30 protein-coding genes are annotated in these 26,191 nt (G+C 37.1%); 4 read left to right on the top strand and 26 right to left on the bottom strand.

All coding sequences use genetic code 11. From position 1 onward, the window contains the following. The first annotated feature begins 85 nt into the window (after positions 1-85). Complete coding sequence (locus AC3RV6_RS07325) at positions 86-721, top strand: 2OG-Fe(II) oxygenase (RefSeq protein WP_489748795.1); 636 nt, start codon at positions 86-88, stop codon at positions 719-721. Positions 722-919: 198 nt separating this feature from the next. Here the strand turns inward: AC3RV6_RS07325 and ltaS are convergent, their stop codons facing one another. From ltaS to gpr, 5 genes are all read right to left on the bottom strand, one after another. Continuing rightward, positions 920-2,875, bottom strand: coding sequence for a lipoteichoic acid synthase (gene ltaS / locus AC3RV6_RS07320; protein ID WP_489748794.1), 1,956 nt, complete (start codon positions 2,873-2,875; stop codon positions 920-922). A 381-nt stretch (positions 2,876-3,256) separates the two neighbouring features. After that, a complete protein-coding gene (locus AC3RV6_RS07315) occupies positions 3,257-4,207 on the bottom strand; it encodes an AEC family transporter (protein ID WP_489748793.1) in 951 nt (316 codons plus the stop codon). Positions 4,208-4,950: 743 nt separating this feature from the next. Beyond that, complete coding sequence (gene lepA / locus AC3RV6_RS07310; RefSeq protein WP_489748792.1) at positions 4,951-6,774, bottom strand: translation elongation factor 4; 1,824 nt, start codon at positions 6,772-6,774, stop codon at positions 4,951-4,953. A gap of 57 nt (positions 6,775-6,831) precedes the next feature. Continuing rightward, the gene (gene spoIIP / locus AC3RV6_RS07305) at positions 6,832-7,638 is read right to left on the bottom strand and encodes a stage II sporulation protein P (RefSeq protein WP_489748791.1); all 807 of its coding nucleotides are present in this window, start codon (positions 7,636-7,638) and stop codon (positions 6,832-6,834) included. A gap of 43 nt (positions 7,639-7,681) precedes the next feature. Further along, positions 7,682-8,725 carry a GPR endopeptidase gene (gene gpr / locus AC3RV6_RS07300; protein WP_489748790.1) on the bottom strand — a complete coding sequence of 348 codons (1,044 nt, stop codon included), beginning with the start codon at positions 8,723-8,725 and terminating at the stop codon, positions 7,682-7,684. A 211-nt stretch (positions 8,726-8,936) separates the two neighbouring features. On the opposite strand from gpr, the gene rpsT reads away from it, so the two are divergent. Beyond that, positions 8,937-9,188 carry a 30S ribosomal protein S20 gene (gene rpsT / locus AC3RV6_RS07295; RefSeq protein ID WP_489748789.1) on the top strand — a complete coding sequence of 84 codons (252 nt, stop codon included), beginning with the start codon at positions 8,937-8,939 and terminating at the stop codon, positions 9,186-9,188. 104 nt (positions 9,189-9,292) lie between these two features. On the opposite strand, the gene holA is transcribed toward rpsT, so the two are convergent. After that, on the bottom strand, positions 9,293-10,309 hold the full coding sequence (holA, locus tag AC3RV6_RS07290; protein ID WP_489748788.1) for a DNA polymerase III subunit delta: 1,017 nt from the start codon (positions 10,307-10,309) through the stop codon (positions 9,293-9,295). A gap of 164 nt (positions 10,310-10,473) precedes the next feature. On the opposite strand from holA, the gene AC3RV6_RS07285 reads away from it, so the two are divergent. Further along, positions 10,474-10,608, top strand: coding sequence for a YqzM family protein (locus tag AC3RV6_RS07285; RefSeq protein ID WP_489748787.1), 135 nt, complete (start codon positions 10,474-10,476; stop codon positions 10,606-10,608). 57 nt (positions 10,609-10,665) lie between these two features. Here the strand turns inward: AC3RV6_RS07285 and AC3RV6_RS07280 are convergent, their stop codons facing one another. The 11 genes from AC3RV6_RS07280 to AC3RV6_RS07230 form a co-directional block, all read right to left on the bottom strand. After that, entirely contained in the window at positions 10,666-12,753 is a 2,088-nt protein-coding gene (locus AC3RV6_RS07280; RefSeq protein WP_489748786.1) for a DNA internalization-related competence protein ComEC/Rec2, read from the bottom strand. A 200-nt stretch (positions 12,754-12,953) separates the two neighbouring features. Further along, the gene (locus tag AC3RV6_RS07275) at positions 12,954-13,517 is read right to left on the bottom strand and encodes a ComE operon protein 2 (protein WP_489748785.1); all 564 of its coding nucleotides are present in this window, start codon (positions 13,515-13,517) and stop codon (positions 12,954-12,956) included. A 33-nt stretch (positions 13,518-13,550) separates the two neighbouring features. After that, on the bottom strand, positions 13,551-14,183 hold the full coding sequence (locus AC3RV6_RS07270) for a helix-hairpin-helix domain-containing protein (protein ID WP_489748784.1): 633 nt from the start codon (positions 14,181-14,183) through the stop codon (positions 13,551-13,553). Between the two features lie 73 nt (positions 14,184-14,256). Continuing rightward, positions 14,257-14,997 (bottom strand): class I SAM-dependent DNA methyltransferase, encoded by a 741-nt coding sequence (locus AC3RV6_RS07265; protein ID WP_489748783.1) that lies wholly within the window; start codon positions 14,995-14,997, stop codon positions 14,257-14,259. Then, positions 14,994-15,341 (bottom strand): ribosome silencing factor, encoded by a 348-nt coding sequence (gene rsfS / locus AC3RV6_RS07260; RefSeq protein WP_489748782.1) that lies wholly within the window; start codon positions 15,339-15,341, stop codon positions 14,994-14,996. The genes AC3RV6_RS07265 and rsfS overlap by 4 nt, the downstream gene beginning before the upstream one ends. Then, positions 15,341-15,913, bottom strand: coding sequence for a bis(5'-nucleosyl)-tetraphosphatase (symmetrical) YqeK (gene yqeK, locus AC3RV6_RS07255; protein WP_489748781.1), 573 nt, complete (start codon positions 15,911-15,913; stop codon positions 15,341-15,343). The genes rsfS and yqeK overlap by 1 nt, the downstream gene beginning before the upstream one ends. Then, positions 15,888-16,472 (bottom strand): nicotinate-nucleotide adenylyltransferase, encoded by a 585-nt coding sequence (locus AC3RV6_RS07250; protein ID WP_489748780.1) that lies wholly within the window; start codon positions 16,470-16,472, stop codon positions 15,888-15,890. The genes yqeK and AC3RV6_RS07250 overlap by 26 nt, the downstream gene beginning before the upstream one ends. Before the next feature lie 24 nt (positions 16,473-16,496). Next, the gene (gene yhbY / locus AC3RV6_RS07245; protein WP_489748779.1) at positions 16,497-16,784 is read right to left on the bottom strand and encodes a ribosome assembly RNA-binding protein YhbY; all 288 of its coding nucleotides are present in this window, start codon (positions 16,782-16,784) and stop codon (positions 16,497-16,499) included. Beyond that, positions 16,771-17,613: a shikimate dehydrogenase gene (gene aroE / locus AC3RV6_RS07240; protein WP_489748778.1), complete on the bottom strand. Its 843-nt coding sequence runs from the start codon at positions 17,611-17,613 to the stop codon at positions 16,771-16,773. The genes yhbY and aroE overlap by 14 nt, the downstream gene beginning before the upstream one ends. Positions 17,614-17,637: 24 nt before the next feature. Beyond that, positions 17,638-18,735 carry a ribosome biogenesis GTPase YqeH gene (yqeH, locus tag AC3RV6_RS07235; RefSeq protein ID WP_489748777.1) on the bottom strand — a complete coding sequence of 366 codons (1,098 nt, stop codon included), beginning with the start codon at positions 18,733-18,735 and terminating at the stop codon, positions 17,638-17,640. A 2-nt stretch (positions 18,736-18,737) separates the two neighbouring features. After that, positions 18,738-19,256, bottom strand: coding sequence for a YqeG family HAD IIIA-type phosphatase (locus AC3RV6_RS07230; RefSeq protein WP_489748776.1), 519 nt, complete (start codon positions 19,254-19,256; stop codon positions 18,738-18,740). Positions 19,257-19,478: 222 nt separating this feature from the next. On the opposite strand from AC3RV6_RS07230, the gene sigK reads away from it, so the two are divergent. Then, on the top strand, positions 19,479-20,180 hold the full coding sequence (gene sigK / locus AC3RV6_RS07225; RefSeq protein WP_489748775.1) for an RNA polymerase sporulation sigma factor SigK: 702 nt from the start codon (positions 19,479-19,481) through the stop codon (positions 20,178-20,180). A gap of 213 nt (positions 20,181-20,393) precedes the next feature. Here the strand turns inward: sigK and mtnN are convergent, their stop codons facing one another. From mtnN to AC3RV6_RS07180, 9 genes are all read right to left on the bottom strand, one after another. After that, complete coding sequence (mtnN, locus tag AC3RV6_RS07220) at positions 20,394-21,086, bottom strand: 5'-methylthioadenosine/S-adenosylhomocysteine nucleosidase (protein WP_489748774.1); 693 nt, start codon at positions 21,084-21,086, stop codon at positions 20,394-20,396. 37 nt (positions 21,087-21,123) lie between these two features. Next, positions 21,124-21,837 carry a YrrS family protein gene (locus tag AC3RV6_RS07215; protein WP_489748773.1) on the bottom strand — a complete coding sequence of 238 codons (714 nt, stop codon included), beginning with the start codon at positions 21,835-21,837 and terminating at the stop codon, positions 21,124-21,126. A 121-nt stretch (positions 21,838-21,958) separates the two neighbouring features. Continuing rightward, entirely contained in the window at positions 21,959-22,435 is a 477-nt protein-coding gene (gene greA / locus AC3RV6_RS07210) for a transcription elongation factor GreA (RefSeq protein WP_489748772.1), read from the bottom strand. Positions 22,436-22,518: 83 nt separating this feature from the next. Further along, complete coding sequence (udk, locus tag AC3RV6_RS07205) at positions 22,519-23,181, bottom strand: uridine kinase (RefSeq protein WP_489748771.1); 663 nt, start codon at positions 23,179-23,181, stop codon at positions 22,519-22,521. Between the two features lie 26 nt (positions 23,182-23,207). Next, positions 23,208-23,861, bottom strand: a complete 654-nt coding sequence (locus AC3RV6_RS07200) for an O-methyltransferase (RefSeq protein WP_489748770.1) — start codon at positions 23,859-23,861, stop codon at positions 23,208-23,210. A gap of 33 nt (positions 23,862-23,894) precedes the next feature. Next, positions 23,895-25,016: an endolytic transglycosylase MltG gene (gene mltG / locus AC3RV6_RS07195; RefSeq protein WP_489748769.1), complete on the bottom strand. Its 1,122-nt coding sequence runs from the start codon at positions 25,014-25,016 to the stop codon at positions 23,895-23,897. Between the two features lie 98 nt (positions 25,017-25,114). After that, a complete protein-coding gene (locus AC3RV6_RS07190; protein WP_489748768.1) occupies positions 25,115-25,432 on the bottom strand; it encodes a DUF1292 domain-containing protein in 318 nt (105 codons plus the stop codon). A gap of 13 nt (positions 25,433-25,445) precedes the next feature. Continuing rightward, the gene (gene ruvX, locus AC3RV6_RS07185; protein ID WP_489748767.1) at positions 25,446-25,865 is read right to left on the bottom strand and encodes a Holliday junction resolvase RuvX; all 420 of its coding nucleotides are present in this window, start codon (positions 25,863-25,865) and stop codon (positions 25,446-25,448) included. Continuing rightward, positions 25,862-26,134, bottom strand: a complete 273-nt coding sequence (locus AC3RV6_RS07180) for an IreB family regulatory phosphoprotein (protein WP_489748766.1) — start codon at positions 26,132-26,134, stop codon at positions 25,862-25,864. Before AC3RV6_RS07180 ends, ruvX begins: the two co-directional genes overlap by 4 nt. Positions 26,135-26,191: the final 57 nt, after the last annotated feature.

Genomic DNA, 26,191 nt, shown 5'->3' with positions numbered 1-26,191 from the left:
TAAAAGAAGTCCGTTATTAGCTATAAACTCATAGCCGAAGCACGTATTTGTTTTGAAAATCAAACAATTTAAGAGGTGTTCGAAGTTGATAGCGGAAAATAGAGAGCAAACGATATTTCATCACATTGGTAAGAAAATTATTACAGATAGAGAAATTGACATCGTCGCTAGAATTGAGGAACCATTGATTGTCGTTTTAGGCAATATGTTAAGCGACGAAGAGTGTAATGAACTAATCAGATTGTCTCAAGACAAAATGAAACGTTCAAAAATCGGCTCTACACGAGTAGAAAATGCGTTGAGAACAAGTAGTAGTATGTTTATTGAAGAAAGTGAAAACCTCATTGTTGCGAGGATCGAAAAAAGAATCGCAACGGTTATGAATATACCCATTGAACACGGAGAAGGTCTTCAAATCCTTCAGTATACTCCAGGTCAACAGTACAAAGCACATCATGATTTCTTCTCATCAACAAGTACAGTAACAAACAATCGAATCAGTACGCTCGTCATGTACTTAAATGATGTAGAACAGGGTGGAGAAACGTTCTTCCCTCACCTGAACTTTTCTGTATCACCCCGAAAAGGAATGGCCGTCTACTTCGAGTATTTCTATAACGATCAAACGTTAAACAATTTAACTCTACACGGCGGAGCACCAGTGGAAATTGGTGAAAAATGGGTTGCGACGCAATGGATGAGAAGGCAAAAAGTAAGATAAAGTGTATTTTCAACTCACTTAGTTTTGTAATGTTAAGCTAGTATAGCTTTGTTGCAAAAAAAAGAAGGACCTCCCAATGCGTTATGACGGGAAGGTCCTTTCTTTTTTATTTTAGGTAACCGGGCGAGATACCACTCTGAATATACACTGAAATCTTTCATTATTGTCTCTTGCACAGATAAGCCAAACTTATTTCAATCATTCGTTTGATTTTACATTCGCATCTTTGCTGTAATTGAACTGTGAAGGATCCACTGCTGTATACCCTGTCGGTGTATAGAATCTCAATAAGTCACCATTCACAACTCTATCGGAAAGTTCCAATTTATAATCCACTTCTTTTTTGATTGTATTTGCAGATTCTAATTGACTATCATCTAATGGTAAGCCTGTTTTATTATCATAAAACTTTTCATTAATTGAATAAATCCCAGGACTGACAAAACCACCATTTCTAAATGGAACAATTTCATCATGCTCTTCTGATAATAAATCTGAACCAAACTGAATAAACTTTTTCGAATCAATTCCTAGTAAATGTAACAACGTTGGAAGAAGGTCTGTTTGGCCACCATAAGTATGGTTGGTACCACCTTGCACTCCAGGAACATGTATGAATAATGGTACGCGTTGTAAATTAGCACTTTCATATGGCGTAATTTCTTTTCCCATGACTTGTCCCATCGCTTTTTTATGATTATCTGAAATACCATAATGGTCACCATAAAGAACAATCATTGAATTATCATATAAACCTAATTCTTTTAATCGATTGAAGACTGTTTCGATTGCTTCATCTGTATAACGCGCTGTTTGGAAATAATCGTCAACACTTACATCTCCAGTATCAGCTTTATTTATTGTTACTAAGTCTTGATTAATATCATACGGATAGTGATTTCCTACTGTAATAAATTTCGTATAAAAAGGTTGTGGTATCGAACTCAAAAGACTTTCAGATTGTTCATAGAATGGTTTATCTAACAAACCATATTCAGCCATGTCATCTGAAGAACTCGTATCATAATAACTAGCATCAAAGAAGTTATCGAATCCAAATGATTTATAAACTACATTTCGATTCCAGAAGCTGCCGTTATTACCGTGGAATACAGCTGATGTATACCCATAATCTTTTAAAATACTAGGAGCTGCTTGGTACGTATTTTGTGCTTTTGTAATAAAAGCAGACCCTTGCGGAAGCCCAAATATAGAGTTTTCTAGCATAAATTCTGCATCAGATGTTTTGCCTTGGCCTGTTTGGTGGAAGAAATTATCGAAATACGTTGTATTCTCATCTTTTGTTAATGAATTTAAAAATGGTGTAACTTCTTCACCATTCAATTTGTAGTTGATAAGAAAGCTTTGGAATGATTCTAAATGTAAATAGATGACGTTCTTTCCTTTTGCTGCACCAAAATATTTTTCATTAGGTTTGGCGTAGTTAGATTGTGTGTAGTTAATCACTTCTGTAATGTCACTACTATCCGCCAAAGCTCTCTGCGATGATGCTGCCATCGTTTCTACTGAGTCATAAATCGAATAGTTATACATTCCTAGATATTTCACAATATAGTTTCTATCAAAACCACGAGTTAATAGTTGCGGACGACTCAATTCAGCTAATCCTAAATTTATAATTGATAATACTAATGCAAAAGCAATAATCGCTATTGCTTTTTTATATCCCAAACGATTTGTTTCTTTTTGTATTTTTCTTGAGAATCGTAAGTAAAACATTACAAATACATCCACAAAGAACAAGATATCAAAAGGTTTTATTAACGAAAGAATACTTCCACCTAAATCCCCGAAGTTCTGCGTTTGGAAAAGCGTAGGTAATGTAATAAAATCACTAAAAAATCGGTAATAAACGACATTCGCATATAAAAGAATTGACATAAGCGTGTAAACAACAAGTATCGATGTATATTTTTTCTTCCCTTTAAATAAAAATGAAAATCCTAGAAATAGCAATGCTGAACCTAGTGGATTTATTATTAAAAGGAATTGTTGAAGAGGTCCTTCTACACCTAGTTCAAATTGTGATGTTTGCGTGATATATGTTTTAGTCCATAACATGAAAACAGCTAATAAGTATATCCCTAAAAAATTGTTTGAAAGATAATCTTTTTTGCTTAATAGATTTTTCATTTTTGCACCAACCTTTCAGTTATTTAAATTCAAATCTGGATTTATATTAATTTACATTAATTTTATTGGCAGTAAATTTGAAGAAATGTTACATTACAATAACTCTTTTTAGTAACTAATGTAGATTACTCCCATTTTACACTGCAGTCAAGTTTTTAAAATTCTATGAAACTACATAACACTAAAAAACGCCAAAACCCTTTTTGCATTAAGGTTTTGACGTTTTTTTGAATCTTAATAAAAATTAAACGATGGACACGGTGGGAGTCGAACCATCGTTTTCCAATGCTAATAGAAGGAGGATAAAAGAATTAGTATTTTTGAAGAAAGTTAAAGTGTACAAGGTTCTTATCAAATTCTGAATTAGAACCTGGCACATGCTTACGAGTAAAAAAATGGATGCAACCATTGTAGGAGACTATATAGTAATGGGATTGTAAGCATACAAAGCAGTGTCGTCAGCATCACACCAAATGATGCAAAGGATGCATCACCGCCAAACTTTTGCGCATAGACAGAGGTAGTGGAAGCACTAGGCATGGCGGAAGTCAACACCGCAACGATCAATAATGGGTATGGAACATGAAAAAAGAGAAAAACATATAAAAATAATGGAATGATGAGTAATTTAAACGTGGCAGCATTCCAGATATATAGATTTTTACTATATCGCCTAAATTCTTGCCAGCCAATGTCTGCCAACAAACTACCAATTAATAGCATCGATAAAGGAATGGTCATCTTGCCAACACTTTCAAACGTATCTAAAAAGGGACGGGGCCACGTATACGGAAGAAACAACATAGCCAATCCGACAAAGGTGGAAAGAATGCCAGGATTTAAGAACAATGCTTTCCAGTTTACGCTTTGTTCTCTTTTCGTAAAGATATAAATGCCGTAAGTCCAAATGAGGATTAAATAACAAATATTAAAAATGGTTAAGTAAATAATTCCTTGTTCAGCCATTAGTAAATAAATGATAGCAAATCCGATAAAGCCTTGATTTCCAAAAATAATTAAACTCTCATACACCGTTTTTTGTTTTTCAGGTAGCGTTGCTTTTCTCCTGAGCCAAGATGCCAAAAAGACAGATACGCACAAAATGAAGATGGACATGGCAACCAACCAAGCGAAATCTGTCAATAGTTCAGTTGAAAAAGTTGTATTAAGTGAATATAAAATCAATGCCGGCAAGGTGATGTATAGCATTAGTTGTGTTATGACTTGGTTGGCATTCGAATTAAGTATTCTCATTTTCCGGCTAGCAAAACCAATGGCAGCAATGATATAGAGTGGAACTAAAACTTGTAAAAATGCGCCTGTGGATAGCAAGTACCTTCTCTCCTTTCTCTGCTGTTTTAGCGTATGAATCTAGAAGAGAGAAGGTACTGTAATTATTTTATAAATGACAAGAAAGACTTTTTGACATATAAATTATTGTCGATTTGGAGACTAAATTCGATTTAATCATATTTTAATTGTAAATATACGAAATAGACTTAACTAAAAAGTTTATGTTCGATAAAAAGGGGTAAACTATTGAATATGAAAGAGCTTTTAAGTTAGAAAGACTAACTTGAAAGTAATTCATAGCAATACATTTTAATATACATAGTGTAATTTTTATAAAGGAGGGATATTATGAAATATATTCTAAGTGTTATAATTTCACTTCTAGTGATAGCTTTATTACTTAAATTAATAGGTGTATTGTAAACAGAAACGTTATCTTCTTTTTTAAAAAATTAACTTTTCATTATTACTGCTTCTATATAGGTGATATATAGGATAAAGAATTCAATTCCTTTTCTTCCCTATAAATAATCGTCCGGTTAGTTTAAATAAATTTTCTATTAACGTTATATTTATAGTCTCTTTTTATCAATTTTTTTGGATACAACTCACTTACTAAGTGCTACTTAGTAGTGAGAATTTTAATTGGTGTTGTTAAAGCAACTTTTCCTCTTGAATAGCTAATTACATTTTTAATTACACAAAAATGCCTGTACATGATCGAGTTTTAAGCTCGAGTTTGTACAGGCATTTTGAATTTCCTTTTTAAATAATTAAAGCTATTAATCCTCGTCCATCTTCAATACAGCCATAAACGCTTCCTGAGGTACTTCTACAGAACCAACAGTCTTCATACGTTTTTTACCAGCTTTTTGTTTTTCAAGAAGTTTTCTCTTACGGGAAATATCTCCACCGTAACATTTCGCGAGGACGTTTTTACCGATTGATTTAATCGTCGAACGTGCAACGATTTTTTGACCAATTGCCGCCTGAACAGGAACTTCAAACTGCTGTCTAGGTATAAGCTTTCTTAACTTTTCTACGATTGCTTTACCACGATCGTATGAGAAGTCATTATGAACGATAAAGCTAAGTGCATCCACTTGCTCGCCGTTCAATAAGATATCCATCTTCACAAGTTTCGAAGTACGGTACCCAATGAGTTCATAGTCAAGTGAAGCATAACCTTTTGTATTTGATTTTAATTGATCAAAAAAGTCAAAAACAATTTCTGCAAGTGGAAGCTCATAAATGATATTAACGCGTGAAGACGCTAGATAATCCATTGTTACGAAGTTTCCACGCTTACGCTGGCATAACTCCATAACTGAGCCTACAAATTCTTCTGGCACCATTATCGAAGCCTTAACATATGGTTCTTCAACATGATCTACTTTTTGGATTGTTGGAAACATTGCCGGGTTATCTACTTTTAAATGTGTGCCATCCGTTTGAACGACGTTGTAAATAACACTTGGTGCAGTTGTAATGAGTTCAATATTAAATTCGCGCTCAATTCTCTCTTGGATAATTTCCATATGGAGCATGCCCAGGAATCCACAACGATAACCAAATCCAAGTGCTTGTGAAGTTTCCGGCTCGTAATCTAATGAAGCGTCATTTAGTTCAAGCTTTTCAAGCGCGTCTCTTAGATCATTGTATTTCGAAGTTTCAATTGGATACAAACCACAATAAACCATTGGGTTCATCTTTTTATAACCAACTAGCGCTTCAGATGCAGGGTTATTTACATGTGTAATCGTGTCCCCTACTTGAGTATCGCCAACAGTTTTAATAGATGCAGATAAATACCCCACATCCCCAACATTTAACTCGTCCACATTTTTTTCACGCGGTGTGAAAACGCCAGTTTCAAGTACTTCAAATTCTTTACCTGTAGCCATCATACGTACCTTATCACCTGGTTTAACTGAGCCATCCATGATACGTACATAGGCAATGACACCCCGATATGGGTCATAAACTGAGTCAAAGATTAACGCTTTAAGTGGTGCTGCTGGATCCCCTTGAGGTGCAGGCACTTTTTCAACGATTTGCTCTAATATCTCTTCAATTCCTATACCGGCTTTCGCTGAAGCAAGTACAGCTTCAGAAGCATCTAACCCTATTACATCTTCTACTTCTTTTCTAACACGTTCAGGGTCTGCCGCCGGTAAATCGATTTTATTAATAACCGGAAGTATCTCTAAATCATTATCTAGTGCAAGATATACGTTGGCTAACGTTTGCGCTTCAATGCCTTGTGCTGCATCTACAACTAGAATTGCGCCTTCACATGCAGCCAGACTTCTTGACACTTCATATGTAAAGTCGACGTGACCCGGCGTATCAATCAGGTGGAAAATATATTCTTCCCCATCTTTGGCCGTATACGTCAACTGAACGGCATTCAATTTAATGGTTATGCCACGCTCACGTTCCAAATCCATTGAATCTAATGTTTGAGATTTCATTTCTCTTTTAGTTATTGTTTCTGTTTTTTCTAATATTCGATCCGCTAAAGTCGATTTACCATGATCGATATGCGCAATAATAGAAAAGTTACGAATTTTCTTTTGTCGTGCTATTTTTTGGTCAAGGTTCATTCTGTTCACTCCTATGCTATTAGAATTATAACAGCGAACAGTGTTTTGTTCAATATTCTACTGCGATGAATTTGAAAGAACCACTCCGGCAGCCTTAGCAATAACCGCAACTGTACGATTTAGTTCCCCTTCATTATTCCCAATGCCTCCTATTTCGATTAGGACGACAGCTGGATGAAGGTCCTGATTATATTTTCCATCAACATTATGCCCACTTTTTTTCACAAGACTACGTGTAATACCGGGAACTAGTAGCTCCATTTCGTCTTTTAGCTGCTGAGCTTTAGCCTGATTTTGTGCAAAGTTTGGATGTTCCATGCCAATAACAAATGCGACATTCGCATATTTTTCACCTTCATGAACAATTGTAGTTCTATCTGGACCCAATGAATCTCTATGAAGATCAATTATGAGGTCATAGTTTGTTTTAGCTATTTGCGCTTCAACATGGGGGCGTATTGCTTTATACGCACGACTATAAGATATACCTTTTTTCCCCATATCGCCCACATTATCAAAATCCAAAACATCGGTTTCAACACCATTAAAAATTAGTTGCGACTTTAGCTTGTCACCGACTTTCATAATATTTTCGGATTGGTGAGAGACTGCAACTTTACCTTCTTTCGCTTTCGTAATCGGTTCAAATGCTTCATGTGAGTGAGTGTAATAAAGAAGTGCTTTGCCTTCCTTCTTCTCCACCTCAACCTCTTCCAGCACATTAGATGCATAAACGATAAGTGCAGGCTCTTTTATTAACTTAGCCGAAGTCGAAGACCCACTGTACGGAAGATAATTAACGATAACTGGAAAGAGAAAGAGGAATAAGACCAGCGCACCCCATATTTTCATTGTTTTTTTCAATTGGCATCCCTCCGTTCTACAACTATATGCAGTTGAAAAGGAGTCAATGCCTACTTTTTATTTGATGAATCCATTCAGAAAGTGATCGTGCGAGTAATTCCGCGTATAGCGCAACCCACGAATCTATTTCTTTAGGAGATATGAACATTTTAAGTTGATGATTGGTCAATACCTCTTCAAAAAGTTGTACTCTATCTTCATGCGGCCATGATGACCATTCCCCAAAGATAGGAAGCAGTTTGGAACGATCAGCATCATTATCTTCTGTGCGTAACCAAGGCGTTACTGATAAACGTGAAGAAGGCTTCCCTTGGTCTTCTATTTTTGATGCAATATAACCAAACATTGTATCTATCGCATCGCCAATGAGTACCGGCGCGTCTACAACAGTTGGTATGCCGATAGCGATGACAGGCATACCTAGCGTTTCAGAAGATATTTCTTTACGATTATTTCCTACACCTGAACCTGGGTGAATACCTGTATCTGTAATTTGAATCGTTTTACATAACCTGGATGAATCTCTAGCCGCAAGTGCGTCAATGACGATGAGAAGATCAGGCTTTATTTCAGCCGCTAGTGCTTTAATAAAATCAGATGTTTCCAACCCAGCCTGAATGGTTACACCGGGCGCATAAACGAATACTTCACTCCCTTCTGCAGAATAATATTCCGGCACAAGGTCTCTTAATTTATCCATTGCCAAGGGTCCTATCGCATCCGGTGTCACATCACGATTACCAAGTCCGATGAATAAAATCTTACCTTTTTCTATTTTCTTAACATCGCCTAGCATTTCACTTAGTTTCTTAATAAGCATTTCAGATAAAAGAGTGAATTCCTCTTGATCCTCGGTTGTCAGGGATGGAATTGTTAGCGTGACATAGTTGCCTTCCTTCTTACCTATCCTTTCAGCACCTTGCGCATCTACTTTAACCTCAGTCAGCCTAATACGGCCTTTCCTTGATTCTTCAAAAATAACACCCTGTGCATCTTCCAACGCATTTTTTTCAACTTCAGTTCTATGACGAACCATTTCTTCACTTTCATCAACAAGGTCCGTGCGGTAAAAATCCAAGCTATCCATTGAATCACCTCATCGCTAAGGTTGTGCGATTTGTTGTGAAAATATTCTAAAATTTATATTCTTTATAGCTCCGTTAAACACTAATACAATTCGTGAGTTAAACTTCTAACTTCCCAAATATTATTTCTTGCAATCTTGGGTTCAATTTGATAAAATTATTATGTTATGAAAGAATCTTTACATGTTCTACCTGAAATTGGAGGTGAATGATATGCCAAACATTAAATCTGCTATTAAACGCGTTAAACAAGCTGAGTCAAAACAAACTCGTAACAATCACGCAAAAGCAACAATGCGTACTGCAGTTCGTAAAGCAGAAGTAGCTCTTGACAATAAAGAGGAAAATGCAAACAGCCTTCTAGTTGCTGCGATTAAACAAACGGACACTGCCGCACGCAAAGGCCTTATCCATAAAAATACTGCATCACGTCAAAAAGCACGTCTTACAAAAAAAGCTCTATAATCATAAAATGTCCTAGAGATTTAAACCTGTAGGACTTTTACAGAGTTTGTATATGGAAAGACCGCCTAGATTAGTCTAGACGGTCTTTTTCTATTGCTTCATATTTAACTCCGAAGCGGTTCCATAAAGAATAATTCTAATAGTCGTTCCCTTTTCCCGCTTGTTGATTTCAATTTATAATCAATATCTGCAAGTTTATTTAATATTAAAAGCAATCTACTCTCGCTAGGGAGATTACGATTTTCCATCATTAATTTAACACGATACGGATGAACTTGTAATGTCTTCGCAATTTGGTGTTGCTGATAACCTTTTCTCTTCAATGTTTGGACATGTATCATCAGTCTGATATGTCCAGCAACGAGAGAAGTTAACATGATAGGTTCTTCTCCATTACTTAAGAGATCATGATAAATTAAAACCGTCTTCGAGGTGTTGCCCATTACATAAGAATCGGTTAGACGAAAAACATCCATTTCAGGCGTCCGCTGAACATGCATTTCAATAATATCAGACGTAATCTCACCCTCGCCCCCTAAGTAAGTCGACATTTTCTCAATTTCAGATGACAATTTCAACAAATTATCCCCTGCAACACCTACAAGGTATTGTGCAGTTTTTGGTGAAATAATGGCACCGTTTAATTTTACTTCATTTTGTACCCATACAAAAAGATCTTTCCCTTCCAAACGGGTCGCTTCAATTACCGTTGCCAATTCTTTCATCTTTTTCGATATCCGCTTACGCCCATCTAACTTTTCAAAAGGTGCAATAAAAACCACAGTGGCAGTAGGAGAGGGATTATCAAGCCATGACTCAAGAGTTGCTAAATTATGTTCTACTTCGTTTCTTTTTTTATCTTGACCACTCAAAAAAAATGCATTGTTAGCGATGATTAATTTATGATCTTCCAGAAAAGGTAATGTATCCGCCTCTTCAATTACTTCCTCAACAGCTGTTTCCAGGAGATCAAAACGAAGAACAGATGCATCGTCAATATCGGGTAACGCTTTCTTAAGTCTTTCTATCGTCGTATCAAATGTATAATGCTCAAGTCCGATTAATAAATAAACAGGATCAACTTTACCTGCTGTAATTTTATTCCATGTCGTATTCGCCATGAACTCACCTCTATACTTTATATATATCTTTATTATACAGGAGTAACTTTTTTCTGTTTGAACAATTTGTGACATTTTAATTAGTTCATTTATTAGAAAGCGGCTACCTCTAGATTTTTTACCGTCAATCGCTTATACTTGAATGGATATTAGGAGGTGTAGCAATGAATGAATTTGAACATGATGTTCAGTCCAAAAGAAATGACCTGATTGACTCAGGTATTGGTTTTGTAGTTGCTTTTGTATTCTTTTCCTCTGTCTTTGTTATTGCTACGGTTATCGATTTCATCGCAAGCTAATTTTGACAGTATAAAAACGGACGAGTAATCTTCTTAAAGAGATTGCGTGTCCGTTTTTTATTTGGCAATTGCCGTAAACGTATAATCTTCTTTACGTACAGTCACAGTAATTGAACCATTCTTTGCAGTTAACATTGTGGGCAATCCGAATTTTGTAAAAGTATCTAATACTTCTTGATGTGGATGACCGTAAATATTATTTCTCCCTGCCGAAATAATCGAAAGTTCAGGCAGTAGTGTACCAATAAAAGGCTCAGTACTCGACGTTTTACTCCCATGATGCCCTACCTTTAAAATTATTTGGCCAAAATCCACTTTCCCGTACTTCATCACAAATCTTTCCTCTGCTTCATTCTCCATATCTCCTGTGAATAAAAATGAAGGTCCAGTAGTCTTTATTAAGAGAGCTAACGAACTATCATTTCCAACGTAATTTTCATCTTGCGGACTTAAATAGGCAAATGTCGTCTGTCCATCTTTCCATACTGCCCCATCTTTCATTGGGATCATTGGTATTCCATAATTTTCAATAACGCTCATTAACGCTTCCATCTCTTTAGTCGTTTCACTATTAGGTGTTATATGAATCTCTTTTACTCGAATCTCTTCAATTACTTCATCCGCCCCTTCCATATGATCGGCATGCGCATGAGAAATAATAAGTTTATCAATTTTCGTAATACCTCGTCCTTTTAAAAATGGGACAACAATTTTCCGACCCACTTCAAAATTTCTATCTGGTGACTTCCAACTGTTTTCTCCAAACATAACTGTTCCCCCGGTATCAACTATATATACTGCTCGTTTATATGGCAGTTCAATGACAGCGCTATCCCCTTGACCTACATCAAGAAACGTAACGTATAGGGAACCATCTGTATAAGGCAATAGCTGAATAAATAATGCTGGAATGATCACAAAAGGTAAGCAATGACGAACGAGTTGACCTTCTTCATATTTAACAAGAAAAATCAGTACACCTACAATAGCAAACACCATTAAAAATATATTTGGCTTTCCAGGAGTCCAAAGTTGATAAGGAAGTTCAGACAACCAACTTGTGAGTAAATGGATAAAGCTTCGGAAAGGTTCGTACAAGAAAAATAACAGTTTCGCAAACGTAGGAAGAAAAAAAGTTGTTAGTAGAAAAAGAAAATTAGCCGGTAAAATAATAAGTGAATATAAGGGGACGTAAAATACATTTACAAAAAAGGCAGACAATGATAATTCATGAAAATGGTAGAGTAAAACAGGATATAACGTGAGTTGACTAATAGAAGTGACTAGAAAAGAAAGACCAAAAGCAGTTTTTGTTTTTGTAAGTAGCGCAGATGAAAATACGAGTGAAAAAGCGGCAATGTATGATAGTTGAAAACCAGGTTGGAACAGAATAAAGGGTTGATACAAGATGAATGCCACAGCACTTACACCAAGCGCATTATCAAGTCGAATATTAATATTGGCCAATAACATAACCAAGACAAGTACTGTCACGGAGACAGCTCGCCAGACAGACGGAGCACCCCCCGCAATGATTGCATAAAAAGGAAGTAGCAAAATTAATAGTAAATCAACAGACTCCCTACGCATCTTCAATCGCAGTAATAATTCACGTAACATGAGGGTGAAAAGTCCAACGTGAAGTCCTGAAATTGCAAATAAATGTGTAATGCCAAGACGTCTATAAGCCGTTGCATCTTCTTCGTCCATGCCACTACGATCCCCGATTAACAGCGCCTCAGCCTCTACGACAAGCGATTGGGGAAAATTAGCCTGTATATGCCGCTTAACCTTTAAACGTTGTTCTGATAGCCTTGAAAACACTGTTTGATTTGATTCCACATGAATGATTTCCTCGGATTCAAAGAGACCCGATGCACCATACATTTTCATATACTTTTTCATATCAAAAGCATATATATGTGAAGGGATATCAGGTTCTTTATAAGTACCGGAAAGCGTGAAAATAATTGATGGTAAATTTAATTGTTTGAAGCGCATCTTTTCCGCTTCTGTGCTGAATTTATAACTGGCATAAACCGTTTCACCCAAAGTTGTTTTGGCGAAACCCTTTATTCTACCGCCATCAATTTTAGCATTATCGGACCAAACAAGTGAAATAGTCGCAGATTCAACTTTTTTCATTTCAGGAATTGTACTGGAAATATAGGTGAATGAAAGAATAATTGCTAAGAGAGCTAGGATAGGTGTGAGGTAGTCTTCTTTTCTACGTAAGAAAATAGGGATTAGGAGGATGTTTAATAATAAAAGATAAACCGGGCCGTATGCAGCAAAAGCTGAAACAGCAACCGGGAATGCAATGTAAACAAATCTTATTTTTGAAGCTATTTTCCAAATAAGTCATCAACCCTTTTCAATAAAGGGCTCAGTTCTTCTTCACCAGCACCATGTTGGCGTATAATTTCAAGCATATCCGACATTAAGTTAAATTTACCGTCGCCGGAAAAGTCCACCTTGCGTTCGTCAAATGGTATATGCTGAACGGCTACTTCTGATTGAGTAAATAACTGCAATGCATAATCATTATTCCGATAATCCACTGCATAAAATACATGCTTAATTCCAGCTTGAATAATGGCTTTCGCGCATTGTAAACAAGGAAAATGTGTGACGTATAACGTAGAACCCGCTACAGGAATACCATATTTTGAACACTGCAATAACGCGTTCATTTCGGCATGAATCGTTCGCACACAATGATTATCAACTACATAACAACCATGATCAATACAATGGTCGCCTCCTGAAATCGAACCGTTATAGCCACCAGCAATTATTCGGTTATCCCTAACAATTGTCGCGCCCACCGCAAGCCTTGTACATGTACTTCTTAGCGCCAGAAGATGGCACTGGGCCATAAAAAACTGGTCCCAAGTAATTCGCTCCATATGTATGCCTCCAAAATAATTTAAAAAATAACCCTACTTTACAGTTATTTGATGTTCAAGTTTTTCGAATGTTTTTTTCCCAATGCCCGATACTTTCATGAGGGTCTCGGTTGCAGTAAAAGGACCATGCTCATCGCGATAATTAATAATTGCAGAAGCTTTCGATGGACCAATTCCAGAAATTGTCATCAGTTGACTTTCATCTGCCGTATTAATATTTATAATACCATCATTAGCTTGCGTTTCCGCACTTCCAACGATTAGGTTTGTTTCGCCGACAGGCACTTCCTCACCTTCAACTGGCACATAAACCAAGAATTCATCAGATAACTTCATCGCATGGTTTAACATTCTTGAATCTGCCTCTGGTATATAGCCACCAGCTGCATTAATCGCGTCAATTAAGCGGTCCCCTTCCTGTAACGTATAAACGCCAGGACGGACAACTGCCCCTTTCACATCGACAACGAGTACAGTAGGGACGTGAATTGGTAAATCAATTTCTTCTACTTCTTCTATTAAATCTGGAAATTCAGGGAATAGGATTGGTTCACTATCGTTCGCCTGCCCACGGGGAATGAGCAAAAAACCTAAAACAACAGCGACTGCTATAACGGGGAATAACAACTTACGCCAATTATCTGATACAAAAGAAAGAAACAGCAAAATCACCCTTTCCTAAGCGGCATCCATATGGAGTCAACTCCACTATAAAGGATAATCCGCTATTTGAAAAGGACTATTTTCTGATTTGAAAAAATATTCTTTCGCTTTCTTGATTTGGCGGCTCATCTTCCCAATCCGCAAAAACTCTTTCTACGATAAACCCAACATTTGACAACATCTCAATATAGTCTTGAACAGGAAATGATCGCTGATAATGAACTTCATCAAATCGCTTATAGTAGCCATTTTCCTCACGCACAAAAAATGCTATTTCTGAATATACGGAATGTGATTCGTTCCCAGCTTCTGTTTCCCAAATATAAGCAATACGTTCATTGTCAAAAGTAAAAGGACTTTCCATAAAAATTTCGTCTGTTTTAAATGTTGAATGAACATCAAATAGTAATACGCCACCCGTTTTCAATGCATTGTAAGCATTTTGCAACGTTTGAATTACTTCATCACGCTCAATGACATAATTCAAGGAATCTATCGCAATTACAACGACATCAAAGCCCGATAACCCTACTAATTGTTGCATCGGTTGTTCGATAAATGTAATTGATAGATTTAAATCCTTTGCGCGCTTTTTCGCTATGTCTAACATTTCGGGGGATAAATCGACTCCAGTTACTTCTCCGTTCATTTTGGCGAGTTTCACTGACAATAAACCCGTACCACAACCTATATCAAGTATCCGCTTTCCGCTAATTCCATTAGCCGCTAAAGCAATCAATTCCGCATAGGTATCATACGGAATTTCTGTCATTAGCTCGTCATAAACGGAGGCGAATTCAGAATAGGAGGGATTCATTGCTCTTCTGCCAAATCAAGTAGCGGAGCATCTCCCCAAAGTTTTTCAAGATTGTAGTGATTGCGTTCATCTTTATGAAATACGTGCACGATAACATCGCCAAGATCAACGAGGACCCATCTACCTGCATCAAAACCTTCGACGCGTCTCATTGTAAAACCAGCTTCAGCTGCCTTATCTGATACCTCTTTTGCGATTGCTTTTACTTGTCGTTCTGAATTTGCATGGCAAATAATTAACTGATCTGCCATAACTGATACTGTTTCCATATTTAATACGACGATATCTAAAGCCATTTTATCCTCTGCAGCATTAAAAGCTGTTGTTAGTAGTGTTGAAGTCATTATTTCACGATTCCTTTCATAATAACGTGCTCATTATAACAATCTATTGAGTCCGGAAAAACTTGGACTCTTTTTGAAACTAGGAACTGCACCGACTGATGAATGCAAGCGCCCATAGCTTTATCGATATCTTTTATTGCTAGTTCCCTAAGTTGTTCAACCCCGGGAAATTTTCGCCCAGGTTCAATCATATCAGAAACATAGATAACTTTTTCTAATCTAGACATTCCCGCTCGTCCCGTCGTGTGGTAGCGAATTGCGTTTAATACATTTTCGCTAGACACATTGAACTCATCACGCGCCATAATTGCACCAACCGGCGCATGCCATAACTCATGATGGAACTGTAATATGCGAATGTCAACATGTTCTTCCTGTATACGTCGTCGAAGCGACTCTTTATCGCTAAACTTCGCGATATCATGGAAGAGAGATGCTTGTTCTGCATCAATGATTGAAACCGCAAATATTTCAGCAAGTAAAACCGCAGTTTCCCTCACCCTTAATACATGCTCGAAACGTTCAATCGGCATGCGCTTTGACAGTTCAATTTCTAACTTGTGAACATCCATACAATTCCTCCTCACGAATAAATGATTCAACTTCTACCGGAGTAAGAAACGTAACTGTTTCATTATCCAGAAATCGTTCACGTATAAGTGTTGAAGACAAGTCTATTTCTGGAATATCAACAAACTGTACCGAAAACTCGGAAGCTCCTGTCGTGTGCGGCCGATGTACACCAACAAAGGTTATTAAATCAACAAGTTCATCAATGCGATGCCAATCCCCAAGCATATCAATCATATCGCCACCAATAATAAAATAAAAATCATTATCAGGTTCAAGTTTTTTCAATGCCACCATCGTATCATACGTGTAAGATACACCACCGCGCTCCACTTCAAAAGAAGATGAGACGAGCCCGTCAGTACCAGCAACAGCCAATTCAACCATATGCAGCCGTTGATGCGGCGTCGCATAACCTGTCGCCGCCTTATGAGGTGGCAAAGCAGTTGGCATGAGTCTCACTTCATCTAGGCCAAGCGCATACCTAACTTCATTAGCAATAATCAAATGGCCCGTATGCGGCGGGTTAAACGTTCCGCCTAGAATTCCAATCTTTTTCAAAGGAAGCTCTCCTTCTGCTGAAACTTATGGTAATTGAATCTGCTGCTTCTCAAGAGATTCTTTATACAAAATAATTATATTACCGATAACTTGAACAATATTGAAGCCTTCTTGCTCCAATTGTGCAGCAATTTCATTTTTATCTTCGTCACAGTTTTGTAGAATGCTTACTTTAATTAATTCTCTAGCTTCAAGCGCTTCATCAATTTGTGCAATGACAGACACAGTTAAACCATTTTTACCAATTTGGCATAACGGTTGTAACTGATTCGCTTTACTACGTAGAAATCTTTTTTGTTTACTTGTTAACATAAGAACCTCCAAGGTTATTCGTAATTTTTTCATTCATTTTTTCTGCATTTGGTTGAATACTTGTCCATTTTTCAAAAGAAAGTGCACCTTGATTAACGAACATCCCTACCCCGTTCATAACTAGAGCACCGTTATTTCTAGCTGCTTTAATAAATTCTGTTTCAATTGGATTATAAATAATATCGGCTACTATAGATCCATTTGCAACATTTCTTGGATTCAAAGGCATTCCTGACTGCGAGAAATTCATGCCAACGGAAGTCGTCTGAACGATTAATCCGAAAGTATCCAAAGAGGCTTCGGCTTCGTCTATTGGCAATACCGTTGAATTCGGAATTTCCCTTGCCAAACCCTCCGCTTTTTCAAATGTTCGATTTGTAAAAGTAAGTGGTCCATAACCAGCTGCTTGAAGAGCATAGCCAATACCACGCGCTGCGCCTCCTGCTCCGATCAGCAAAACTTGCTTCCCCTTACAACGCACCCCAAAGGCTTCCTCCAACGAGCGCACAAAACCTTGCCCATCAGTATTAGATCCTCTTAACGAGCCATCAGGTAGAACCTCCACCGTGTTCACAGCATCCATTAACTTTGCAGACGAATCAAGTTCATCCAACAAGGGGATAATAGATTGTTTATGAGGAACTGTTACATTCCATCCACTACAGCCAAGTGACTTTAAACTCGCCACAGCCTTCTCGAGATTTTCCTCACTAACATGTAGGGGTATATAGGTAGCTTCCAACTTATTTTCAGCAAACCAACTATCATGCATGGAAGGAGATTTCGATTGGCCAATTGGATCTCCAATCACCGCATACCATTTCTTCATTTAAAAGAACCCCCTTTAATTCAGTTAAATAAGTGATTCTCGAATGATTACATCAACACCTCTTGGCGCATGAATAGCGACAACTCCTGGTTTTTGAATTGTAACCCAACCCAGACCAGAAATCACAATATCAGTTTTAGCATTTTTGATTGAAAATTCATGTCGCACAAGTGGCGGCATCAGTTCAAGTGACTTTTCTGAAGGCGGTGTAAGCATTCCGCCTAAATGTTTCGCATACAATGCATCTGCATTTGAAAGCTTTGTTCTATGAATTTCAATTCGGTTAGATGCATAAATCAGGAACGAAGACCGTTGCCCAGATATAAAGTCAAACCGTGCAAGTCCACCAATAAACAGTGTCTGTTCTGGATTTAATTGGAACACTTTTGGTTTTAATTCACTTTTAGGCGTAATGGCCTTTAAGTCCACTTCATCAAGATGATGCGCAATTTGATGATGATTAATTATTCCAGGTGTATCATAAATTGCTTTGCCATCGTCAAAAGGAATTTCAACAAGATCTAATGTTGTCCCAGGGAAATGGGAAGTCGTAATTACTTCACCGATGCCTGTTTCCCCTTTAATAATACGGTTAATAAAGGTAGATTTACCGGTGTTTGTACAGCCAACGACATAGACGTCCTTGCCTTTTCTTCTTGAATCAATTGCAGCAAGCGCCTCTTCCATTCCAGTACCATTAAAAGCTGAAACAAGAAGCACGTCGACTGGTTTCAAACCAAGTTTAACAGCTTCCTTCTTCATCCAGTTAATAAGTCGGTTCGGATTGATCGACTTAGGCAATAAATCTGATTTATTACCGATTAAAATAATGTCTTTTTTGCCAACAAACCGCTGCAATCCGGAAATCCAGCTGCCGTTGAAATCAAAAATATCAACAATTTTAACGATTATACCATCTTTTTCACCGATGCCATTTAAGATTTTCAAGAAATCGTCACTTGTTAAAGAAACCGGTTGTAATTCATTGTAATTACGCAACCGGAAACAACGCTTACAGACTAAGTTTTCATTCTGAAGTGATGATTCTGGTGCATAGCCTTCTAGATTCGGATTGCTCGTTTGAATTGCAACGCCGCAACCAATACATTTTAGTTCATCCAAAGTTATTCCTCCCAAGTGATCATGCCACGTCGTTTTAAACTAGCCATAATCCGTCTTTCTATCCTTCGATTAAATCTTGTAATAAGTGCATCTGAACTCGCGACAGGTACAACAAGAATTGTATGTAGCCCTTTTCGATTACCACCTAATATATCCGTAAGAAGCTGATCACCTATAACGACGACTTCTTCTTTCTTGAGTTTCATAATACTTAGCGCACGACTAAATGATTTCCGGCGCGGCTTTCTTGCATCATGAATAAAAGGAATATCGAGTGGTCCTGAAAACACCTTTACACGATTTTCATTATTATTCGAAACAATTGTAACCAATATCCCAGCTTGCTTCATAGAATTCAACCAATCAATTATCTCCAATGTTGCACCAGGTCTGTCCCATTCAACAAGCGTGTTATCAAGGTCAGTAATAATTCCTTTTACACCTTTTTCTATTAACTTTTCTGGTGTAATAAAAAAAACATCTTTCACATATTCATCTGGCAAAAAATATTTCAACAACATATTCACTCCGATTCACGACTAGATTCTCAAAATATTATAACATACCAATGGTTCATACGGAACGTTCTCACTCAATCAATTACAGTTATGATTTGCCTCTTTTATGAATGAAGAAAAAAAGACATGCTTTATTGCCTGTCCGACTAAAAAACAGTTAAAACTTACTCATTTGGCACAACGCGACCGCATATGCTGTCATACAACGACAATGGAGGTGACTTGATGAGCGGGTTTATCATGTCTATCGTTCAATTTTGGCTAGAAATACCTGCGATGATTGGTTATATTCGAGGGCAAGCTTTCAAAAAACCCTTAACTAAAGAAGAAGAGGCAGCTTGTCTTGAAAGACTTGCCGCTGGAGACGAAGATGCACGCGATGAACTCATTGAACGTAATATGCGTTTAGTTGCTCATATCGTTAAAAAGTTCCATCCAAAACATGAATTCTTAGATGATTATATCTCAATTGGAACAATCGGACTTATGAAAGCAGTAAACACTTACACAACAGATCGTAAAACTAAGCTCTCAACATATGCCGCACGCTGCATTGAAAATGAAATATTAATGTACTTAAGAACGCAGAAAAAAGTTCAAAAGGATATTTCACTTTTCGAGCCAATAGGAGGGGAAAGCGACGGACAATCGCTCGAGATTGCTGATTTACTCCAAACCAATGATGAAACTCCTATCGACACAGTTGAACAAAATGAAAGTAAAGAAAGGTTGTACAGACATCTTGGTAAGCTAAACAGTAGAGAACTTGAAATTATCCAAAGACGCTATGGACTTCTTGATGACAAACCGATGACACAAAAAGCAATTGCAGAACAGCTTGATATTTCTAGAAGTTATGTTTCTAGAATTGAAAAACGTGCAATTGTTAAGCTCTACCAATTATTTAAGCATGAATACAATGATTGAATAACAATGAAAAGGCGTTTCCGCGTGGGAGTTGAACCCAAAAGTGGAAACGCCTCTTAGATATAAATCAATCTGTGCCAATCTCGCGCCAAATTATTACAGAAAATACTGCTGATAGCGAAAAAATTCCGCCCATAAGAAAAATCATCGTAAATTCCCCTCTCTAAATATCTATGCTTTTGACTACTGTGTATTAATTATATCATGAAACAATTAAATTTTCGATAGGACACGCAAAACAATTGCTGTCGAGTGTTTTGCAGCAAGCGGTAGAAAATCGTCAAAACTTATAGAAGATTCTTTACCTGCTATATCTGATAGCGCACGGATAACGACAAAAGGAATTTCAAATTGATGACAAACCTGTGCAAGTGCTGCAGCTTCCATATCAGCCGCAATCATTGTAGGGAAGATTTCTTTTACTTTTCCAACACGAACAGGATCATTCATAAATGCGTCCCCTGAAGCGATTAGGCCAGTCGCATGAGCATGTTCACCAATTTCAGCAGTCGCTGCAATTGCAAGCTCAACAAGTTTTTTATCTGCTATGTAAGCTGCTGGTAAGTCTGGTACTTGGCCATGCTCATAACCAAATGCTGTTACATCGACATCATGGTGTCGCACTTCGTCAGAAATAACGATTGTACCAACTTCAAGTGATTCTAGGAATCCGCCAGCAGAACCAGTATTTAGGACAACATCCGGTTTAAAGTTTTCCAATAACAACGTTGTCGCCATCGCTGCATTAACTTTCCCTATCCCACATTTGACTAGGACAATTTCTTTCTCTCCAATAGTACCTTCAATAAATTCGCAATTTGCAATAACCACTGCACGAGCATCTCTAATTTCTCCTCTTAGCAGTTCCACTTCTTCTTCCATTGCACCAACAATAGCAATTTTCATAAAAATCCTCCTATCAATTTCAATACTTTTTTATTTTTTAATATTTAAATTCCAGTGTATTTAAAACGTCCATCTTTACGGGTTTCCAACCTTTTCCGTCCACCCATTCTAAATAAACTCTATATCGTTTTGACTTATCTTTTGAAGAAACGATGCCTATTGCTTTTGATGGATTTCCACCATTTTTTATTTTCCAAAATATCATATCGTCTTTAGACATTTCAGTTGCATAAGCAAGTGCATCTTGTTTTTCATTCCAATCAGCCGAAGTACCATCGAATAGCGAAACATGCTCACCCGTTTGATTCGTACCAATTGGTTCCCATGCTGTTTTAATAACCGTCTCTGCAACTACTGCATCATCTGAAGATGAGTATGTTACATCACCTGGTTTCTCATTGTTTGTTTCTTCACTTGTTTCTTCACTTGTTTCTTCACTTGTTCCTTCACTTACTTCTTCTTCACCTTCTGGATTACTTTCAACGTCCTCTTTCTTATCAGAAGCATCTTCATCATCTTTAGATTGTTCTACCAACTCATCATTTTCAGCGCTGTCTTTTCCACTATTTTGTTCAATAGGCGTGTTTTCATCGCCTGCAATATCATCATCCTTGCCACCGCTCAAAATTATAGAAGCAAATATTATGATTAGTATGGCAACAATTCCAATTAAAACATTTAAAATTCTACTTGAACGGTTTCGTCCTTTTTTACGACTCGTCCTTGAAAAATCAGGCCCAGATTCAGTCATATTTTAGTCATCTCCCGTATAGTATTTTTTCACTTGGCTATAGAGTAGACGTTTTACATCCAACTTTGTTTCAATAATAAAGGAAAACCGCCCCTATAAATAAGAGGCGGTTACCAGAAGGTTAATTAATTTCTAAAATCGTAACCGACATTTCTCCACCAGGTGTATTAATCTTCACTACATCACCTTTAGAGCGACCTAGCAAACCTTTGGCAATAGGAGAGTCATTTGAAATCAACCCTTCAAGAGGATCCGCTTCAGCAGAACCAACGATTGTATACGTTTCCACGTCACCATCAGGTATTTCTTTAAAAGTAACTTTATTACCAATTTGTACTTCATTCGTGTTTACTTCTGCTTCTTTAATAATAACAGCATTACGAATCATTCCTTCAACTGTTGAAATTCTACCTTCAACAAAGGCTTGATCCTCTTTCGCTGCATCATACTCTGAGTTTTCCGAAAGGTCACCAAAACTACGAGCAATTTTAATCCGTTCTACAACTTCTGGTCTTTTAACCATTTTTAATTGTTCAAGTTCATCTTCTAGCTTAAGTTTACCTGCTGCTGTCATTGGAAATTTCTTTTCAGTAATCATTAAATTCACTCCTCAAGTTACTTATGGTTTCATAAAAATACTATGCCGCTTCATACATGTGTATGCGACATAGCGATTATTATCTATCGATTTATGTCATCATCATAGTATAGTTCTGTTACATTTTCAAGAATTGTTTTTATTTTCGTAACAAATAAATCTATTGCAACGACGTTTTGCCCACCTTCAGGCACAATTATATCGGCATATTTCTTAGTTGGCTCAATAAATTGATCGTGCATCGGTTTGACAACTTGTGTGTATTGATCGACGACTGATTCAATCGTTCTGCCACGCTCATTTATGTCTCGCATAATACGTCTAATAATACGAATGTCTGCATCAGTATCGACAAATATCTTAATATCCATCAAATCGCGCAAAGCGGCATTTTCCAATGCAAGTATTCCTTCTACAATAATGACTTCCTTAGGCTCAATAACAACAGTCTCTTTTGAGCGCGTATGAAGAGAATAATCATAAATTGGTTTCTCAATCGTTTTCATGTTGAGCAAATCTTGCAGATGACTAATCAATAAATCAGTATCAAATGCAAATGGATGATCGTAGTTCGTTTCTAATCGTTCTTCGAAACGAAGATGAGATTGATCCTTATAGTAAAAATCTTGCCCTATTATAACGGAATGGTCTATAAAACGTTCATAAATCGAATTTGTCACACTTGTTTTACCAGAACCCGAACCACCCGCAATACCAATTATAAGTGGCTTCTCTAATTTCAACATGACCACTCCTAAAATTGTTTTTTAAATTAGTTATGCTTTATTTTTTTCGCAATTAAAACACCATCACCGATTGGCAGTAAAGTCGTTTTATAACACGGATTCGTCATAATAAGCTTTGTAAATTTCTTTATATTACGAATCATTGTGCGCTTACGCCTTGGAATATCTGCATTTTCTTGCAAAACTAATCCATGCATAAACATATTATCACAATAAATCACACCGCCTACTTTAACGACTGGCGAATACTTATCAAAAAATCGATTATATTGACCTTTTGCTGCATCAATAAAAAGCGCATCATAAGTCTCTGTCAATACAACATCAGCACTTGATTCCAGTGCATCCGCCTCAATAATACAAACACGATCATCAAGGCCCGCTTTTTTAATGAAATCAACAGCTTTTAAAAAACGATTCGAATCCTGTTCTATAGTCGTTATTACAGAATCGGGTAATGATTGTGCAATACGGATAGCCGAATAACCAATTGCACTACCGATTTCTAATACCTTTAAAGGATTCTGGATTGTGAGCAATCCAAGAAACGCCTCAATTGAACCGCTATCCATTATGGGTATATGTCGTTCTTCTGCGTAAGACTCCATTTCAAGAATTAAAGAGTCTTTCCCCTTAAGCAATTCTGCTATATAAGTATCATACGTATTTATGGTAATCAACTCCTGTTTTAGATCAATAGATTAATTAATTTATTATTTATCAATATACTTTGCTCGATTACTTAAATGTTCCTCATAAGTTTCCGCAAAATGATTGACGCCTGTTCCATCAGCTAAAAAGAATGTATATTTTGTTATGGATGGATCAATTACAGCTTCAATTGAAGACCTTCCAGCTGCAGCAATCGGCCCAGGTGGTAATCCTTTATTCTTATACGTATTATAAGGGTCATCAATTTCAAGGTTTTTAAATGACGTTTTACTTAAATGTCCACCATGCGAATAGGCAACCGTAGGATCTGTCTGAAGTGGCATATCAATATCCAAACGATTGTAAAACACACTTGCAATCGTTGCTCTATCAGACTGAGCTGTCGCTTCTTTTTCTAAGAGTGACGCAAATGTTAAAAGCCAGTGTACGGACTTTTCATTCTCCTCTAAATAAGCAAAATGTGGAGTAACATTTGAAGCTGTCGCTTGAACCATAACGTCAACAATAGATTCAAGTGAAGGGTCCTCTTCATAAAACGGGTATGTTGCAGGGAATAAATAACCTTCAAGCGGGTATTTAATACTTTCCGCTTTAACTTCTTCCGTAATAATTAGTGGGAATTTAATCATTAAACGCTCAATTGTTGCATCACTGTTAATATAAGAATCGAAATCGGTTGCCGGAATACCTGTTTTTTTCTCAACGGCCTTACCAATCTCTTCCAAGTTTAACCCTTCTGGAATTGTCATAGTGAAAACCGGTTCTCTGTATACTTTACCGGTCTTTAGACTTTCCATAAGTTCGTCAGGTGTCATCGCTTTAGATAAACCATATGTACCAGCTTGAAATTGGGACTTATTGTTAAATTTTGCATAATATTTAAACAGACGTGCATCTTTAATAACCCCTCTATCCTCAAGCGTCGCCGAAATTAAATCGAGCCCAGAACCTATAGGGATCTCCACTTCAATCACTTCTTTAGAATCAGGATCCAACGGTTGCATTCCACTCTTTATGTATTTATAGACATATAGAGCTGTAAATGAGCCTGCAACGAGTAAGACTAGCGCAACAATAAGCACAATTTTCCGCACTTTTTTCGTTTCTTTTTTCTTTTCGCGCATTCGATCGAACATGATTTCTTTTTTTGAACCACTCTCCATGTGAGAGTCACCTCTTTCGTTCCTAATCATTATCTAAGAAATACTTAAATGAAAAAAAGACGGAACGGCTATTCACCGTCCCGTAAGTACATGAGAAATTATTCTTCGTCTTCCTCTTCGTCGTCTTCATCAACAAAAGTACTAAATGTTTCCTGAATCATTGCCCACTCTTCTTCATCTTCGATTGGCAATAGTTCTCCGCCTTCTTCACCGTCTTCGCCTTCTACAGCAGGTGTAAATGAAGATGCATGTATTTCTATTTCTTCGTCCTCATTTTGCTCATCGTCTTCACCTAAAATATGATACAGGACATAAGACTTCCCGTAATCTTTTGATTCGAATGTAAAAATCACTTCACAAACGTGCTCAACACCATTTTCATCGACAATTGTCATTGTTTCTTCACCGTGTTCCATTCTGATCACCTCATCATCTATTATTTAAATCCAAATAACCTTGTAAAATCATAATCGCTGCAATCTTGTCGATAACAGTCTTTCTTTTTTTCCGACTAACATCTGCATCGATTAGTGCACGCTCGGCAGCCATTGTCGTCAACCGCTCGTCCCATAACGTAGCAGGAAAGCCAAACGTTTCTTTGAGGAGCTCTACATATGACTCTGAAGCCTCTCCTCTAGGACCGATTGAATTATTCATGTTTTTCGGATAACCCACTACAAACTTAGTCACTTTGTATTCATCAACTAGTTCACGAATACGTTCAATACCAAATTGACCTTTCGACTCATCAATTTTGATTGTTTCGATACCCTGGGCTGTCCATCCTAATGCGTCACTAATAGCGACACCAACTGTCTTGGAACCAACGTCTAACCCCATTGTTCTCACTTAATTTTACCTCCGTTTTCACGGACATAAAACTTGACAAGTTCTTCAATAATTTCATCTCGTTCAAGTTTCCGTATCATATTACGTGCATCTTCATGACGGGGTATATAAGCAGGGTCACCCGAGAGAAGATACCCGACAATTTGGTTAATCGGATTATAACCTTTGTCATCCAGTGATTTATGCACATGTAGCATCACTTGTTTTACTTCTTGTTCCATCGACTCTTCTGGGAAGTTAAATTTCATCGTTTTGTCGTATGAATTCATTACTGACACCCCGCTTTCAGATTTTACGTTCTACTAATAAACGATATTTAATTATTA

This window comes from Sporosarcina sp. So3-204 (genome assembly GCF_058068165.1).
The sequence above is the reverse complement of the archived record's forward strand: the minus strand, read 5'-3'. Positions and strand labels throughout refer to the sequence as shown.

Excerpts from the sequence above, each read along its gene's own strand:
- aroE (WP_489748778.1), bottom strand. The coding sequence starts at position 17,613 with ATGAAGAAATGGTATGCGGTGATTGGAGATCCAATTGGCCAATCGAAA.
- AC3RV6_RS07285 (WP_489748787.1), top strand. The coding sequence starts at position 10,474 with ATGAATGAATTTGAACATGATGTTCAGTCCAAAAGAAATGACCTGATT.
- mtnN (WP_489748774.1), bottom strand. The coding sequence starts at position 21,086 with ATGAAAATTGCTATTGTTGGTGCAATGGAAGAAGAAGTGGAACTGCTA.
- AC3RV6_RS07230 (WP_489748776.1), bottom strand. The coding sequence starts at position 19,256 with ATGTTGTTGAAATATTTTTTGCCAGATGAATATGTGAAAGATGTTTTT.
- gpr (WP_489748790.1), bottom strand. The coding sequence starts at position 8,725 with ATGGATAGCTTGGATTTTTACCGCACGGACCTTGTTGATGAAAGTGAA.
- AC3RV6_RS07215 (WP_489748773.1), bottom strand. The coding sequence starts at position 21,837 with ATGACTGAATCTGGGCCTGATTTTTCAAGGACGAGTCGTAAAAAAGGA.
- greA (WP_489748772.1), bottom strand. The coding sequence starts at position 22,435 with ATGATTACTGAAAAGAAATTTCCAATGACAGCAGCAGGTAAACTTAAG.
- ltaS (WP_489748794.1), bottom strand. The coding sequence starts at position 2,875 with ATGAAAAATCTATTAAGCAAAAAAGATTATCTTTCAAACAATTTTTTA.
- yqeK (WP_489748781.1), bottom strand. The coding sequence starts at position 15,913 with ATGGATGTTCACAAGTTAGAAATTGAACTGTCAAAGCGCATGCCGATT.
- rsfS (WP_489748782.1), bottom strand. The coding sequence starts at position 15,341 with ATGACTTCAACACTACTAACAACAGCTTTTAATGCTGCAGAGGATAAA.
- AC3RV6_RS07275 (WP_489748785.1), bottom strand. The coding sequence starts at position 13,517 with ATGGAGCGAATTACTTGGGACCAGTTTTTTATGGCCCAGTGCCATCTT.
- sigK (WP_489748775.1), top strand. The coding sequence starts at position 19,479 with ATGAGCGGGTTTATCATGTCTATCGTTCAATTTTGGCTAGAAATACCT.
- udk (WP_489748771.1), bottom strand. The coding sequence starts at position 23,181 with ATGTTGAAATTAGAGAAGCCACTTATAATTGGTATTGCGGGTGGTTCG.
- AC3RV6_RS07190 (WP_489748768.1), bottom strand. The coding sequence starts at position 25,432 with ATGGAACACGGTGAAGAAACAATGACAATTGTCGATGAAAATGGTGTT.
- mltG (WP_489748769.1), bottom strand. The coding sequence starts at position 25,016 with ATGGAGAGTGGTTCAAAAAAAGAAATCATGTTCGATCGAATGCGCGAA.
- AC3RV6_RS07180 (WP_489748766.1), bottom strand. The coding sequence starts at position 26,134 with ATGAATTCATACGACAAAACGATGAAATTTAACTTCCCAGAAGAGTCG.
- AC3RV6_RS07280 (WP_489748786.1), bottom strand. The coding sequence starts at position 12,753 with ATGAAAAAAGTTGAATCTGCGACTATTTCACTTGTTTGGTCCGATAAT.
- yhbY (WP_489748779.1), bottom strand. The coding sequence starts at position 16,784 with ATGTTAACAAGTAAACAAAAAAGATTTCTACGTAGTAAAGCGAATCAG.
- rpsT (WP_489748789.1), top strand. The coding sequence starts at position 8,937 with ATGCCAAACATTAAATCTGCTATTAAACGCGTTAAACAAGCTGAGTCA.
- AC3RV6_RS07265 (WP_489748783.1), bottom strand. The coding sequence starts at position 14,997 with ATGAATCCCTCCTATTCTGAATTCGCCTCCGTTTATGACGAGCTAATG.
- holA (WP_489748788.1), bottom strand. The coding sequence starts at position 10,309 with ATGGCGAATACGACATGGAATAAAATTACAGCAGGTAAAGTTGATCCT.
- lepA (WP_489748792.1), bottom strand. The coding sequence starts at position 6,774 with ATGAACCTTGACCAAAAAATAGCACGACAAAAGAAAATTCGTAACTTT.